The organism is Streptomyces cinnamoneus (assembly GCF_002939475.1).
GTDB lineage: Bacteria > Actinomycetota > Actinomycetes > Streptomycetales > Streptomycetaceae > Streptomyces > Streptomyces cinnamoneus_A.
This window is the reverse complement of sequence record NZ_PKFQ01000001.1, coordinates 5346752-5360837: the sequence shown is the minus strand read 5'-3', so window position 1 is coordinate 5360837 and position 14086 is coordinate 5346752. Positions and strand designations below refer to the sequence as shown.

Genomic DNA, 14086 nt, shown 5'->3' with positions numbered 1-14086 from the left:
CCTTGCCCACCGGCTCCAGGATCGCCACGCACTCCACATGGGGAAAAGGTGTCGGCAGGCGGGATGCCGGAAGAAACCGCAGGTCAGCGATGGTATTCGGGTCGAGCGACGGCCGTCGGAAACGCTCGGAGCGTCATACGAGCGTCAGCGATGGACATGGCTGCTGGAGGGACGGCGGCCACAGGCTCCAGACAGCGACCGCGTCGGCCCGGTGTGCCTACCCCCGAGAAGAAGGCCGCCGTGTACTCGTTGCCGCCGCGAGCACTGCGCGACACCACACGTGACCGGCAAGCCCACCGGCGCCATCTGGGGCCCGGAGTGGCGGCGGGGCCTCACGCGCTCGGCGTACGCGTCAAGAAGCCTCCGCGTATCACCGGGGAGGGGGATCTGTGAAGCACCGGGGGTGGGGTGGGCTGCTATGCCTTCGGGGTTCTGGGTCCGCTGTAGGTGATGCGGGACGGAGTTGTTCTTCCGGTGCCCGGGGCCAAGCAGCGGACCGTTCTGACCTGTCTGCTGCTGGAGGCCAACCGGACGGTTCCCGTGGACATGCTGGTGGACCGGGTGTGGGACGGGCGTCCGCCAGAGGGTGCCAGGAACACCTTGCAGAACCATGTGCTTCGGTTGCGGAGGACCCTGGGGGGACAGTCCGTACCCCTGCGGAGCTGCCCGCAGGGGTACGTGCTGGAGACAGCCGGGGAGACACTCGGCCTCGCACGCTTCGACGACCTGGTCCGGCAGGCCAGGGCCTGCCTCGGGGCGTGAGGAGCAGGTCGCCCGGACCCGGTACCTGCTGGAGGCCGCCCGTCTGGTCACGCTGACCGGGGCCGGGGGCGTCGGCAAGACGCGCCTGGCGCTGCGGGTGGCGGCCGGCGTATCGCGGGAGGCGTTCCCCGACGGCGTATGGATGGCCGATCTGGCTGCCCTGTCCGGCCCGGTGCTGCTGGACCGAGCCGTCGCGGAAGCCTTCGGCGCCCGTGACCAGTCGGCACGCCGCGCGAGGGACAGCCTGGTGGACCATCTGCGCGACCAGCAGGCCCTGCTGGTACTCGATAGCTGCGAGCACCTGGTGGACGCGTTCGGTGATCTGGTGGAGGTCCTACTGCTGGTCCTTCTCGCGTCTCCCTTAAACCTCGCTCGTTCGTGTCGTTCCGCAATGGGCACACGGCCCGGCACCCGACGCAGGCGTAGGCAACGGGGGCTGTGCCTCCGGCTTCCTATGGCACTCCCTCATCGCACGCCTTCGAGCTTCGAGAGCGGATCAGTGCGTTCCTCGGAGCCCGGAAGGCCGATCACGCCATGGGCAGTGATGACAGCAGGCCCGGCGAGAGTCATGGTGCCGTCACCGGCGACAGCTACGTGCAACCGCCCACCCAGGAGATCGACGCGGTAGTCGGCAGCCCGGGTGTCGTGGGCACGGCGCCGATGGGCAGCGACGGCGGCACAGGCACCGGTGCCGCAGGCGCGGGTTTCACCGACGCCGCGTTCGTGGACACGCAGGGCCAGGTGCCCCGGACCGCGGACGGCGACGAATTCCGTGGTGAAGCCGTGAGGGTAGGCGTCGGCAGGTTCTGCGATGGGAGGGACATGCAGAGTGCCGGCGTCGGCGAGGTCGTCGACGAAGACGACGGCGTGGGGGTTGCCCATGTCGACGTGGGTCGCGGGCCACCGGCGTCCGGCAGCGACGAGCGTGATGTGGTCGGGGCCGGGGAACGCGGGGCTGCCCATGACGACGCTCACTTGACCTTGTGCGCCATCGCTCGCCGGCGGGACACGAACGTGGCGGACTCCGGCCCGCGTGGCAATGGCAAGGGTCCCCGGTGAGCAATGGCCGGCATCGACCAGGTACCGGGCGAAGAGGCGGATTCCATTGCCGCACATCGCGCCGAGGCTGCCGTCCGCGTTGCGGTAGTCCATGAACCATTCGGCTGTCCCTGCCATCGCGACGGCCTCGGGGGCGGCGGTGCAGCGCACCACGCGCAGGATGCCGTCGGCTCCGGCGCCGGTGTGGGTGTCGGCCAGCCGGCGTATCTCGTCGGTGGTGAGGTCGAGGCGACCGGCGGGATCGGGAAGGAGCAGGAAGCTGTTCTGACAGCCGTGGCCCTTGGCGAAGGGCAGGGCGTCGAGCTGCGGTCCGGTCACAAGCGGGGGCCTCTTCTCGGCGACTCGATGCGCATCCAGGCGACTTGTCCGCTGGGCGCGTTGGTGACGCCGTAGTCGGTGCCGCGTTCGAGGACGGCCAGCAGCTCCGTCCAGCGGCGTAATGCGGCATCGGTGACATCGGCTTCGATGCGGACGGCATGGGGTTCGTCGGTGATGCGGGGCGCGATGCCGGTCAGCTCGGCGAGTCGGGCGGCCAGAGCAACGGCTGCTGTGCGTACGGCGGCGTTCCGGCGACGGTCATGGCCCACTGCATCCCGATTCCATCTACTGATTACTGAGAGTTCTTATTGGTCCCCCATTTTTTTATTGGTGAACTAAATTGTCAATACGTTTCACCGGTGCCGCGGCGAGGAGAGGTATGGCTTACCGTCAGGGGGCGAACTACTTACGGGTTGCGCAGGCGCTCCGGGCCCGCATCGCTGACGGCAGCTGGCCCCCGGGCCACAAGCTCCCCAACCGGCCTGCACTGGCAGCCGAGTTCGGCGTGGGGGAGAACACCGTTCGGCAGGCAGTGGAGCTCCTGACCGGCGAAGGGCTGCTGGAAGGGTTTCGGGGGCGCAGCCGCGGCACGTACGTACGCGCTCCCCGCGAGCGTGCGGCCCTGCCGCGCACGGTGACCCCGATCGGCTCGCCGGACAGGCTGGGCCTAGCTCCCGCCGGGTCGCACACGACTGTGGAGTCGGAAAGCACCGCCCGGGTACCGGCACCGCCCGAGATCGCCTCGCGCCTGGACATCGAAGTCGATGATCTCTGTGTGCGCACCGAGTACGAGGTTCTTGCCGACCGTCGCCCGATGCTGACGGCAACCAGCTGGGAGCCGTACGCCCTGACCGCCGGCACGCCGGTGGTACTGCCCGAGGGCGGCCCGCTCGCCGGCCGGGGTGTCGTCGAACGCATGGCCACCATCGGGATCACCGTCGCACGCGTGGTCGAGGTCCCTTTCCCGGTCCTGCTCACCCGTGAGACGGCACAGATCCTCGGGATGGCCCCGGGCACGCAGGCGACGCTGATCCAACGGACGCACTACGACACGAGTGGCCGGCCGGTGGAGACAGCGGACCTTCTCGTTCCCACCGAGCGTTGGGCCATCACGTACGACATTCCGCTGGCGCCGTCGCCGGTACCGCGCATCTGACGCACCGGCCGCTTCGAGGACGTCCGGGCGCGCTGGGCGGGGACGGCTCGGCCATCGAGAAAGCATCACGGCATTGGCCGTAGGGAGGGGATGGATCCATGACTGCACCGCGCCGCGGCCCAGCGAGCCGGGCCGCCGACGCCTTAGCGTCGCCCGTACTGAACAATCTGATCGGCCTCGTGGGAATCGTCACCCCGATCGTCGCCTGGCTGAGTGCCCGTGGCACCGCCAAGAACGTCCTCCTGGTCGCCGAAACCGTGATCGTCATGGTGCTTGTGGGCTCGCACATCTGGCTGCGACAGCGCTTCATCACCCTGCGGCGAGCCAATAACCTGAGATCCATGGATGACGCGCACTACTACGACTTGGTCCGCGCGAAACTCGAGAACGAGCTCATCGCCGATTACAACGCCGTGGCTGACGGCCACGTGCAGGTCTACGCAGGCGAAGTGCCCCGCCTGTCGGTGATGCTCGTCAACACCCTCGTGGAGTCAGGTTCACAGCCGCAGAGGATCCTGGCAGCCGACCTGACGACCAATCCGGCGCTGCTCACCGGCAGGCGCGACTACCTCGCCGCCAACCGTCAGTTCTTGCAGAACGGCGGCACCATCAACCGGCTCTTCATCGCCTTCGAAAGCGATCTCCTTCGCGAGGACTATGCCCGCGACCTGCTGAACGTCATCACTCACCACCGCGATCTGGGCGTCAGCTGCGGACTGGCGGTACGTGACAGGCTGCGCGCCGATCAGGCCGTCGACGTCGTCATCCTCTCCAGGGCCGCGGCCCTCGTGGAGGAAGAACAGGGGGACGCCGACTACACGAAGGGGCGCTCGACGATGCACTTCAAGGGCGTCGACCGGTGGATCTCCCGATTCGAATCGATCTGGGGGAACGGTACCGACTCCGCGCCGACCACGCTGCGAACGTACGAGACCGCAGTCCGGCCCTTGCTCGAGACCACCTGGGACGAGGACCGCGTCCGGCACGTCGTCGACAAGCTGTAGCCGGCGACTCACAACCGAAACGGACAACCAAGAGGCCCGGCAACCGCCGGGCCTCTTTCGCGTCATCCCTCGGACCGCAAGATCAGGAAGCCTTCCCCAAATGGTGGACCAATAAGTACTCTGCGTGCTGCACGGCGGGGAGTGCCCGCCCCTTGCCACCGCAGGACCACCATGCGCCTCTGTTTAGTCCTCATCGCCGCCGGCGTTGCGTTGCGCCAGGTCGACCGGGCGCACTTCGCCCGCAAGCGGCCCCGCACCGCCCCGACCGCCGACCTGATATCGCTTCAGCGCCGCCGCGTCAACAACCTCACACCCTTGCTGCTGCTCATCGGCCAGTGGCTGCAAATCGCCGGATGGTGGCTCCTGGCGGCTCACGGCCCCCTGGCAGCTGCCGTCACGGCCGTCGCCGTCGCCGTGCACTTCCGGCATCTCCAGGAGATCAGCCATTTCGCCGTCCACGGCGTCCTCGCCCGTACTGCCCGGGCAAATCTCCTGCTCGGTGAGGTCTTTGCGCACCACCCCCTCGCACTGGCTCCCCTCCCCGTCCGGCGCCGCAGGCACGTGCACGACCACCACCCCAACGCCACCGTGGTGGGCACCGACCCGAACCTGGCCGAACTTCATGAGGCCAGCCTCCGCCAGGGAGCCACCCGCGTGGCCTTCACCATGGCTCTCATCCGGCCGCTCACCCCGCGCGGCATCCGCTCCACCATGGCCGGGATCGTGAAGACCTTGCGCCATTCCCCCAGCCGCACGATCACCATCCTCGCTCTGGCGGGCGGTGCCTTCGCGATCGGTGGGCCAGCCGCGCTGATTTGGGGGTTTCTCGTCCCGCGCCTGCTCCTTTACCCTCAGCTCGCCCACCTCAGCCTGCTTGTGGAACACACATGGTTCGACCCTGCGGTCCGCACCGGTCCGGCAGCCTACGTCGAGGCCGGCCGGTGCCTGCGGCTCTACCCCCGCAACCGCTTCCTCGCTGCCCTGACCGCCATGACCTGGCTCCCCTACGGCGACCTCCACCACTACGCCCACTCCGCCCATCCCGGCATGCGGTGGAATTACCTGCCCGCCCTTGAGCGGCACCTGCCGCCTCCACACTTCACGCCCAACGGACTGCTCCTCGGCAGCCCCACGGTCGCCGGCCGCCATTTCAGCGCCCTCACCCCTGCTCCCGGCATCTCGGGTGGCGAGACCGCACCCACGCGCCGAGCGACTTGACCCATCCGAGGGCCCCAGCGCACCGTGTGACGTCGGAATTCCGCACACCAAAAAGCGAGATTCCGCCCACCGGTCAGAAAAGGAGTCGAATTGACCCGACGAACCGCACCGCCCTGACCGCTCTCCCGACCGACACTCCCGGCCTCACCGCAGGCGACGCGTAGGAGCCTCGGCGACTATTCGCCCTCCTCGAGCATGCGCTCCAGCGTCGCCATCGTCCGCTCGTTCTCGGCCCGTTCTTCGTCGCTGAGGCTGGGATCAGCCAGCTTGGTCCGCAGCTTTTCCACTGCCGACCTGATCGTCTGCCCTTGGTCCGCCGCTTCAGGCCATGGCGTGTCGGGAGCGTGGACCTAGCGACGCCGCGCGAACTGTTCTCTGGTGATGTAGCCCTCGCGCAGAGCTTGTTCCCACCCGGCCTCAGCATGATCTTCGTTCGAATCTTGCTCCCGGAAGTCGTTCTCCCACGCGTCCGGATCGTAGGCAGGCTCGGGCTCGGCCCATGGATCGGGCTCGTAAGACAAGCCATAGTCCGGACTGTGAAGTCCGTAGTCCAACTCATTATGGCGATTGATCACTACGGCACTCCTCACTGTGCAGCCGGCGGTGGATCGACTTTATCTGTGACCGATTCCGTCAGAACCGAGCCCGCACCACCGTCGCTGCCTCCTCCAGATGGGATCACCAGCCAGGGCAGAGCCTGGGCTCGCCGGCCCGATCCGCTCACCTGGACCTCGGCGTGTCCGCGGACAAAGGTAATCCAGCTCCGCCAAGACGAGCGGGAAGACGATCAAGTGGCCGATCGAGGAGAAGTCCGCCCTTCACGCATCACGGCCTGTGGTTGCGGATCAAGGAACCGGAGGAGCGCGTTGGTATCGGCGATGGCGATGCGGCTTGCGACCCCACCCCTCTTGAGAATGCCGTCGGTCTCGTCGTTGGTGAAATCACCACCCAGGTTGAGCCCGGGAACCTTGGTGTCGTCCTTGGGGCGAATCGGGTGGTGCCGGGGGGAGTTCTGGCCGGCCTCGCCAGTCGTGGCTTCCAAGCGCGATATAATGCTACATTTCGTCCGGCGTCCTGGCCACGCCATCCTCGGATCATCGATGTCGGAAACGACAACAAGCCCGATGGCCCTTGATGTCGACCCCGGGGGTCTGCCGGAACCGAGCGCCGGAGTGCCCCAGCCGCCGGACCGGAATGGAGCCCGCAGCCCAGCGGCATAGGGCGTCTCCCGGAAGTGCCCCAGGCTCCGGCCGTCTCGGGGCCCACTGTCAGTGGCGCACCGTACAGTCTCATCGTGACCGGCGACGGCTTGCGGTGGGGCCGATTCCGGAAGAGCAGCGCGCCGGGTCGTGGCGGCCCGAGAGGAGGAGCTGAGCATGTCGACGACGAGCGTCACATCCCCTTGCGCGCGGGTCACAGCGCGGCGGCCCCACGCTGCCGGCAGCGTGGCGCTGGTGCCGGCTCCCTCCGACGAGATCTGCCACAGGTGGAGGCGGTTCCTCACCCCAGGAATTTCCGCCGCGGAGCATCTGCCTGGAAGGATGCCCGGACGATGACGCCAGAGTCTTCCGGCTCGACCGGTGGCGGTTACGCGCCGTTCGCCCACCTGACCGCTCCGAACGCCGTCCTCTACCGGCGCCTGATGCGTACGTTCCTCACGGCGAAGGAGCGGTTCGCGGTACATCTGCGGCCCGAGGACGTGTACGCCGCGCTGCCGCCGGAGCACCGGCCGTCCGACCTGGACGCAGTGATGAAGGCTCTGGACCGTCTCGCGGAGTGGGGCAATCTGCGGGCGGACCCTGATACCTCCCGGGTCACCGCGGTCGAGGACTTCTACCGCAAGCGGTTCATCTATCAGCTCACGCAGGCCGGGGAGGCCGCCGAGCAGGCGTTGTCGGCGTACGACGAGGCGCTGGGGCGGCGCGGTGCGCTGCAGGCGGTGGCGCTGCACGACATCGTCACGCAGCTGCGGGCGCTGCTGGTGATCGCGGCCGAGCTGGAGGAGGGTGAGCCGGACGCGGCCAAGGCGCATCTGGCGCTGTCGGCGCTGACGGGCCGGTTCGAGGCGCTGGCGGAGAACGCGCGGGCGTTCATGGGTTCGCTCCAGCGCACGGTCGACCTGCACGGGGTGCAGGTCGAGGTGTTTCTCGCCTACAAGGACCGGCTGATCCAGTACCTGGAGCGGTTCATTCAGGACCTGATCACGCTGGGCGGCCGGATCGCCGTGCTCATCGGTGAGCTGGAGCAGGACGGCCGGGCCCGTGCTCTGCTGCGGCTGGCAGCGGCCCGGGAAGCAACCGACGCCGCCCCGGAGGACGCGGAGACCGCCGAGGAAGAGGCGTACGCCCGCTGGGCAGCCAAGTGGTCAGGGCTCGCCGCCTGGTTCGTCTCAGCGGACGGCCGCGAGTCGCAGGCCCGGCTGCTGCGCAGCCGGGCCCTCGGGGCGATACCGCAGCTCCTGACGGTCGTACGGCAGCTGAACGAACGCAGGGCCGGGCGCTCCGACCGGTCCGCGGACTTCCGCACCCTGGCCCGCTGGTTCGCCGAGGCCCCGGACGACGAGGCCCGGCACCGGCTGTGGCGGGCCGCCTTCGGTCTGTACTCCGCCCGTCATCTCGCCGTGGACGCCGAGACCCTGGCCCAGCGCACGGCCCGTCCGGTGGCCCCGTCCACTCCGTGGGCCGAGGCGGAGCCGCTGAGGATCAGCCCACAGCTGCGTCGTACGGGCAGCTACGAACGCCGCGGCAGGGCCCGCCGGGTGACGGACCGGTCCGAACAGCGGCGGGAACTCGCGGAGATCGCCGCCAAACAGGCGCGGGAGATCGCCGCCGCCCGAGCCAGACTCGCGACCGACGGCGCCACGCGGCTGTCCGCGCTTGGGGAGCTCGACCCGATGGCCTTCGGTCTATTCCTGCAACTGCTCGGTGACGCCCTCGCCACCTGGCGGCCCGGGACGAAGAGCACGGTGGCCACCAGCAACGACGGCTCGATGGAGATCCGGCTGACCGCCCTCGCCGACGGCACGACGGCCGAGATCCGCACGCCCGGCGGGGTGTTCAGCGGCCCCGACCACCTGGTCGAGATCACCGATCTCACCGGTCCCGAAGCCACGTACGAGGAGGTCCACCCGTGACCACTCCCCTGGGCGACGTGCTGGACGGCCGGCGCACCGCCGAAACGCACAAGGCCGCCCGGGCGCTCCTGAAAGAGCCGCTGCTGCTGGCTCAGGGCCCGTACGCGGACGAGTTCCGGCTGGTACGACAGCACGCGTCCGTTCTGCGCGAGTGGTTCGACCGCAACACCGGCTGGTCGCTGCGCCTGGACGCGGAGGGCGCCCGGCTGGCCCGGACCCCCGGCAGTCTGGCCGACCCCACGCACCCGGCGCGTGAGGCGTCTCGTGCCCGCGCCCCGTTCACGCGCCGCCGGTACGTGCTGCTGTGCCTGGCGCTGGCAGCCCTGGAGCGGGGTGAGGCACAGATCGCCCTGGGCCGGCTGGCCGACCAGGTCACGCTGGACGCCGCGGATCCGCACCTGGTCGCCGCCGGGGTGGAGTTCACCATGGAGCGCCGGGACGAGCGACTGGACCTGGCGGCGGCGGTGCGGCTGCTGCTGCGGTACGGGGTGCTGCGGCGGGTGGCCGGGGACGAGGAGGCGTACGTCACCGGGACCGGTGACGTCCTGTACGACGTGCAGCGCCGCGTTCTGGCGGGGCTGCTGTCCGCCCGCCGCGGCCCGTCGACCATCACCTGCGGCGACTTCGAGGAACGTCTGGCCGAGCTGACCGCCGAAAGCGCGCTGGACAGCGACGATCTCCGGTTCCGCGCCATCCGCCAGACGTTGACCCGGCGGCTGCTGGACGACCCGGTGCTGTACTACGACGAGCTGAGCGACGAGGAACTCGCCTACCTCACCCGGCAGCGCGCCTTCATCACCGCCCGTATCACCGAACTCACCGGTCTCGTCCCGGAAGTGCGGGCCGAGGGCATCGCGATGGTCGACCCGCAGGACGATCTGACCGACGTACGGATGCCCGAGCAGGGCACCCACGGGCAGATCACCCTCCTGCTCGCCGAGTACCTGGCGGCCTCGGACGGTGAGGTGAGCCGCGGTGATCTGGAGCGGCGGGTGCGGGAGCTGGCCGCCGAGCACGGCGCGTTCTGGTCGAAGAGCGCCAAGCAGCCCGGCGCGGAAGCGGAGCTGGTGGGCCAGGCGCTGGAGAGGCTGACCGCACTTGGCCTGATCAGTCACACCGCGGGGGGTGTCACCGCACTGCCGGCGCTCGCGCGCTATGCGGTCGGTGAGGCCGTCGTGACGGAGCCAGGACGCACCGCTCCCCGCAGCTCCCGGACCTCCCCTACCTCTCAGCGAAAGGCATCGCAGTCGTGACCGTCCTGCCCGACCCCGCGCCCGGCCGGTGGCGGACCCTGCGTATCGGCCTGGTCGATCTCTTCTACTACGACACCGAGGAGTTCTGGTTCCGGGACGGCCGGCTGCTGCTGCGCGGCAACAACGGCACCGGCAAGTCCAAGGTGCTCGCCCTGACCCTTCCCTTCCTCCTGGACGGCGACCTGTCCGCGCGGCGGGTGGAGCCCGACGCCGACCCGGGCAAGCGCATGGAGTGGAACCTGCTGCTCGGCGGGCAGCACCCGCACCCCGAACGGCTGGGCTACACCTGGATCGAGTTCGGCCGGCGCGACGAGGAATCCGGCCGCGCGCACTTCCGTACGTTGCTGTGCGGCCTGAAGGCGGTGACGGGCCGTGGAATCGCCCGCCACTGGTACGCGGTCACCGACCAGCGCGTCGGCGAGGAACTGAGCCTGCTCGACACGACCGGCACCGCGTTGTCGCGGGACCGCCTGGCCGAGGCCGTCGCCGGCCACGGGATGGTCTACGACCAGGCGAAGGCGTACCGCAGGGCGGTCGACGAGGCGCTGTTCGGCCTCGGCGAGCGACGCTACGCGGCCCTGGTCGACCTGCTCATCCAGCTGCGCCAGCCCCAGCTGTCCAAGCGGCCCAATGAGACGGCCCTGTCCCGGGCGCTGACCGAGGCACTGCCGCCCATGGACCAGGCCGTCATCGCCGACGTGGCCGAGGCGTTTCACTCCCTGGACGAGGAGAAGGAAGAGCTGCGGGCGGCCAGCGAGGCCGAGCGGGCAGCCTCCGCGTTCCTCGGTTACTACCGTCGCTACGCCCGCGTGGCCACCCGGCGGCGGGCCCGGCTGCCCCGCAGCGAGCACGCCCGCTACGAACAGCTGCACCGTGACCTGACCCAGGCACGGGCCGAGCGGGAGGAAGCCGAGCGGCACCGGACCGACGCGGCCGAGCGGATCGCCCGGCTGGAGGAGACGGCCGTACGGCTGACCGCCCAGGACGCCGCCCTGCGCACGGGCCCGGAGATGCGCAGCGCCCGGGAGCTGGAGCAGGCCGCGGCCGACGCCCGCCGCACCGCCGAGGAGAAGCGCCGCGCCGAAGGGGACCGGGAACAGGCAGCCCAGGCGCACTCCCGCGCCCTGGGCCGCCTCGCGAGCGCCGAAGGACGGCTGACCGCGGCTGATCAGCGCGTCGAGAACGCGCTGGGCCAGGCGCAGGAGACGGCCCGGGCGGCCCGGCTCGGCGACGTGCTCGGCGACGGCACGGCACCCGGGGCCGAGCTGCGGCATGCGGCCGAAGAGGCGGTGGCCCGTAGACGACGCACCCTCGATCACGTGGAGAAGCTGGTCGCCCAGACCGAACATGCGGTCGGCGAACGGCGGGCCGCCGCCCGGCATCTGGACGACGCCCAGGCCGAGGCCACCCACACCGGCGAACGCAAGGCCCAGGCGGAAGCGGCCGCCGCCGAGGCGGGCCGGGAGCTGGTCGACGCCGTACGAGAACACCTCGACCGGTGTGCGGAACTGGCTGTCGCCGACCGGACGGGGCTCCTGGACGCTCTGCAGGACTGGAGCACCCACTTGCACGGCCCCAGTCCGGCCCGGGAGCGGGTCGCGGCCGCGCACCGCACGCTGGCCGCCGGCCTGGCCGATCAGACCGCCGAGCTGGGCCGGAGGCTGGCAGAGCTCGCCGACCGGCACACAGCGGTCCAGGGAGACCTGGTCGAGCTGGAGGCCGGAGCCCAGCGTGGTCCGGCGGCGCCCCACACCCGCACGCCCGGCCTGCGTGACCGGGCCCCTGGGGCGCCCCTGTGGCGGCTGATCGACTTCCGCGACCACGTCACTCCCGGGCAGCGGGCGGGACTGGAAGCCGCGCTGGAGGCGTCCGGGCTCCTGGACGCGTGGGTGTGCCCGGACGGCACCGTCCTGGAAGCCGGGGGGCACGACGTGCTGCTGTCGCCGCCGGCCCCCGACGCGCCGCTGTCCGGGCCCGTCCTCGCCGATCTGTTGCGACCCGCCGTCGACCACGGCGACCCCCGGGCTGTCCAGGTCGGGGAACGAGCGGTGTCCGCCGTCCTCGCTGCCATCGGGCTCGGGGACGAGGACGCCACTTCCCCGGAGGCCCCCCGCACCTGGGTGGCGGCCGACGGCCGCTTCCGCATCGGCGCGCTCACCGGCAGCTGGTCGAAGGAGAGCGCCGTGTACGTGGGCGAAGGCGCCCGCGAGGAAGCACGCCGCGCCCGCATCACCGCCCTGCGCGGCGAACTGGACGCCCTGGCGGAGAGCACCGCCCGTCTCGAAGCCCAGAACGCCTCGGTGACCGAACGGCGCCGCAGGCTGGACGCCGAACTGGCCGGCCTTCCCGACGACGCCGGGCTACGCCACGCCCACGCGGTGGCCGCTGCGGCGGCGGACGCCGCCCACCGGGCCAGGGAACGCCAGGAGGAACGCGCGGCCGAACTGGCAGAGGCAGCCCGGCGGGAGGCCGAGGCTGCTGCGGAACTGAACGAGACCGCCGACGCCGTCCACCTGCCCACCGACCGGACGGCCCTTGCGGCCGTCCGCCAGGCCCTGGCCGATCACACCGCCGCCCTCGCCGCTCTGTGGCCCGCCCTGCGGGAACGCGACGAAGCCCGACGCGCCGTCGCCGACGAGCAGGCGGAGACCGCCCGGACCGGGGAACGGGTGACGGAACTGGACGGGCGTATGGCCGAGGCGGCCCGCCGGGCCGCCGCCGCGGACGAGCACCACACCACGCTGCGCTCTACTGTCGGAGCCGCCGTCGCGGACTTGGAGCGCCGTCTGACCGAAACGGCCGACGCCCTCGCCACGTGCGAGCGGGACCAGAAGCAGGCTCGTCACGACTACTCGGCCGCGGACCGCCGTACCGGCCGGGCCGAGGGACGCATCGATCAGTTGGAGAAGGACGTCCACGACGCGGCAGCCGCGCGCGCCGAGGCCATCGCCGCGCTCCAGCGATTCGCGGCCACCGGTCTGCTCGCCGTGGCCCTGCCCGAGGTCCCCATGCCGCCGATGGACGGCGGCACGTGGGCGGCCACTCCGGCGATCACGCTCGCCCGCGCCATCGAAAGCGAACTGTCCGACACGGACGACTCGGACGGTGCCTGGGAGCGCGTGCAGAAGCGGCTCAGCGAGGAGTACAAGAAACTCCAGGACGTCCTCTCCCGGGGCGGCCACGGCGCCACGGCTCGCATGACCGAGGACGGGATGGTCGTCGACCTCGTCTACCAGGGGCGGGAACGCGCCGTCCCCGAGCTGGCCGAGGCCCTGGCCGCGGAGGTCCAGGAGCTGACCCGCATCCTCTCGGCGCACGAACGCGAGATCCTGGAGACCCACCTGCTGACCGAGGTCGCCGGCACCCTGCAGGAGCTGATCGGCACCGCCGAGCGCCAAGTGCACGCGATGAACGCCGAACTGGAGCAGCGGCCCACCTCCACCGGCATGAAGCTGCGCCTGCTGTGGCGGCCCTCCCGCAAGGCACCCGCCGGACTGGCGCAGGCACGGGCACGGCTGCGCCAGTCCGCCGACGCTTGGTCGGCCGAGGACCGGGCAGCGATCGGCGAGTTCCTGCAGGCCCAGATCGCCCGCGCCCAAGCCGACGACGCGGCAGGCAGCTGGCTCGACGTCCTCACTACGGCCCTCGACTACCGCACGTGGCACGAGTTCGGCATCGAACGCCACCAGCACGGCACCTGGGTGCCGGCCACCGGGCCCGCGTCCGGCGGCGAACGCGTCCTGGCCGTCTCCGTCCCCCTCTTCGCCGCAGCCTCCTCGCACTACGCCACCGCCGGCCCGTACGCGCCACGCCTGGTCACCCTGGACGAAGCCTTCGCGGGCGTCGACGACGACTCCCGCGCCAAGTGCCTCGGCCTGCTGCACGCCTTCGACCTGGACGTGGTGATGACCAGCGAACGCGAATGGGCCTGCTACCCGCAAGTGCCCGGCATCGCCATCGCCCAGCTCTCCCGCGTCGACGACATCGACGCCGTCCTGGTGACCCGCTGGCAATGGGACGGCACCCGCCGCGAACGGGTCACAGACCCCGGCTACCCCATGGCAACCGTCCCCGCGCCGGCGCGCTCCCCTGGAACTGCGGAGTCCGAGCCGGCCGGCACCGCCGCGCCCGACCAGGACACGCTGTGGGCGTGAACGAGACAGGGGCCGATCACGGGAACGGT

General features: G+C 70.7%; 11 protein-coding genes and 1 pseudogene. 8 read left to right on the top strand and 4 right to left on the bottom strand.

Annotated features, from left to right (window positions below; translation table 11 throughout):
* The first annotated feature begins 474 nt into the window (after window positions 1–474).
* Window positions 475–762: an AfsR/SARP family transcriptional regulator gene (locus CYQ11_RS24040; protein WP_240003716.1), complete on the top strand. Its 288-nt coding sequence runs from the start codon at window positions 475–477 to the stop codon at window positions 760–762.
* Window positions 763–787: 25 nt separating this feature from the next.
* Window positions 788–1072 (top strand): annotated as a pseudogene (locus CYQ11_RS30450) (AAA family ATPase); the annotation flags it as partial.
* A gap of 155 nt (window positions 1073–1227) precedes the next feature.
* On the opposite strand, the gene dapF reads toward CYQ11_RS30450, so the two are convergent.
* Complete coding sequence (gene dapF / locus CYQ11_RS24030; protein WP_181143766.1) at window positions 1228–2139, bottom strand: diaminopimelate epimerase; 912 nt, start codon at window positions 2137–2139, stop codon at window positions 1228–1230.
* Entirely contained in the window at window positions 2136–2408 is a 273-nt protein-coding gene (locus CYQ11_RS24025; RefSeq protein WP_099202433.1) for a hypothetical protein, read from the bottom strand. The genes dapF and CYQ11_RS24025 overlap by 4 nt, the downstream gene beginning before the upstream one ends.
* A 110-nt stretch (window positions 2409–2518) precedes the next feature.
* Between CYQ11_RS24025 and CYQ11_RS24020 the strand changes: the two genes are divergently transcribed.
* The 3 genes from CYQ11_RS24020 (at window position 2519) to CYQ11_RS24010 (ending at window position 5517) form a co-directional block, all read left to right on the top strand.
* Complete coding sequence (locus CYQ11_RS24020) at window positions 2519–3295, top strand: GntR family transcriptional regulator (protein ID WP_099202432.1); 777 nt, start codon at window positions 2519–2521, stop codon at window positions 3293–3295.
* A gap of 98 nt (window positions 3296–3393) precedes the next feature.
* Entirely contained in the window at window positions 3394–4299 is a 906-nt protein-coding gene (locus CYQ11_RS24015) for a hypothetical protein (RefSeq protein ID WP_099202431.1), read from the top strand.
* A 171-nt stretch (window positions 4300–4470) separates the two neighbouring features.
* Window positions 4471–5517 carry a fatty acid desaturase gene (locus tag CYQ11_RS24010; protein ID WP_099202430.1) on the top strand — a complete coding sequence of 349 codons (1047 nt, stop codon included), beginning with the start codon at window positions 4471–4473 and terminating at the stop codon, window positions 5515–5517.
* Between the two features lie 350 nt (window positions 5518–5867).
* Here CYQ11_RS24010 and CYQ11_RS29250 read toward each other — a convergent pair whose 3' ends face one another.
* Window positions 5868–6092 (bottom strand): hypothetical protein, encoded by a 225-nt coding sequence (locus CYQ11_RS29250; RefSeq protein ID WP_146104732.1) that lies wholly within the window; start codon window positions 6090–6092, stop codon window positions 5868–5870.
* 212 nt (window positions 6093–6304) lie between these two features.
* Window positions 6305–6559, bottom strand: a complete 255-nt coding sequence (locus CYQ11_RS29245; protein ID WP_146104731.1) for a hypothetical protein — start codon at window positions 6557–6559, stop codon at window positions 6305–6307.
* 510 nt (window positions 6560–7069) lie between these two features.
* Between CYQ11_RS29245 and CYQ11_RS24005 the strand changes: the two genes are divergently transcribed.
* Genes CYQ11_RS24005 through CYQ11_RS23995 form a run of 3 tightly spaced genes read left to right on the top strand, consistent with a single transcriptional unit; the run spans window position 7070 to window position 14057 of the window.
* Window positions 7070–8650, top strand: a complete 1581-nt coding sequence (locus CYQ11_RS24005; protein WP_099202429.1) for a TIGR02677 family protein — start codon at window positions 7070–7072, stop codon at window positions 8648–8650.
* A complete protein-coding gene (locus CYQ11_RS24000) occupies window positions 8647–9903 on the top strand; it encodes a TIGR02678 family protein (protein ID WP_099202428.1) in 1257 nt (418 codons plus the stop codon). Before CYQ11_RS24005 ends, CYQ11_RS24000 begins: the two co-directional genes overlap by 4 nt.
* Window positions 9900–14057: a TIGR02680 family protein gene (locus CYQ11_RS23995; RefSeq protein WP_099202427.1), complete on the top strand. Its 4158-nt coding sequence runs from the start codon at window positions 9900–9902 to the stop codon at window positions 14055–14057. Before CYQ11_RS24000 ends, CYQ11_RS23995 begins: the two co-directional genes overlap by 4 nt.
* Window positions 14058–14086: the final 29 nt, after the last annotated feature.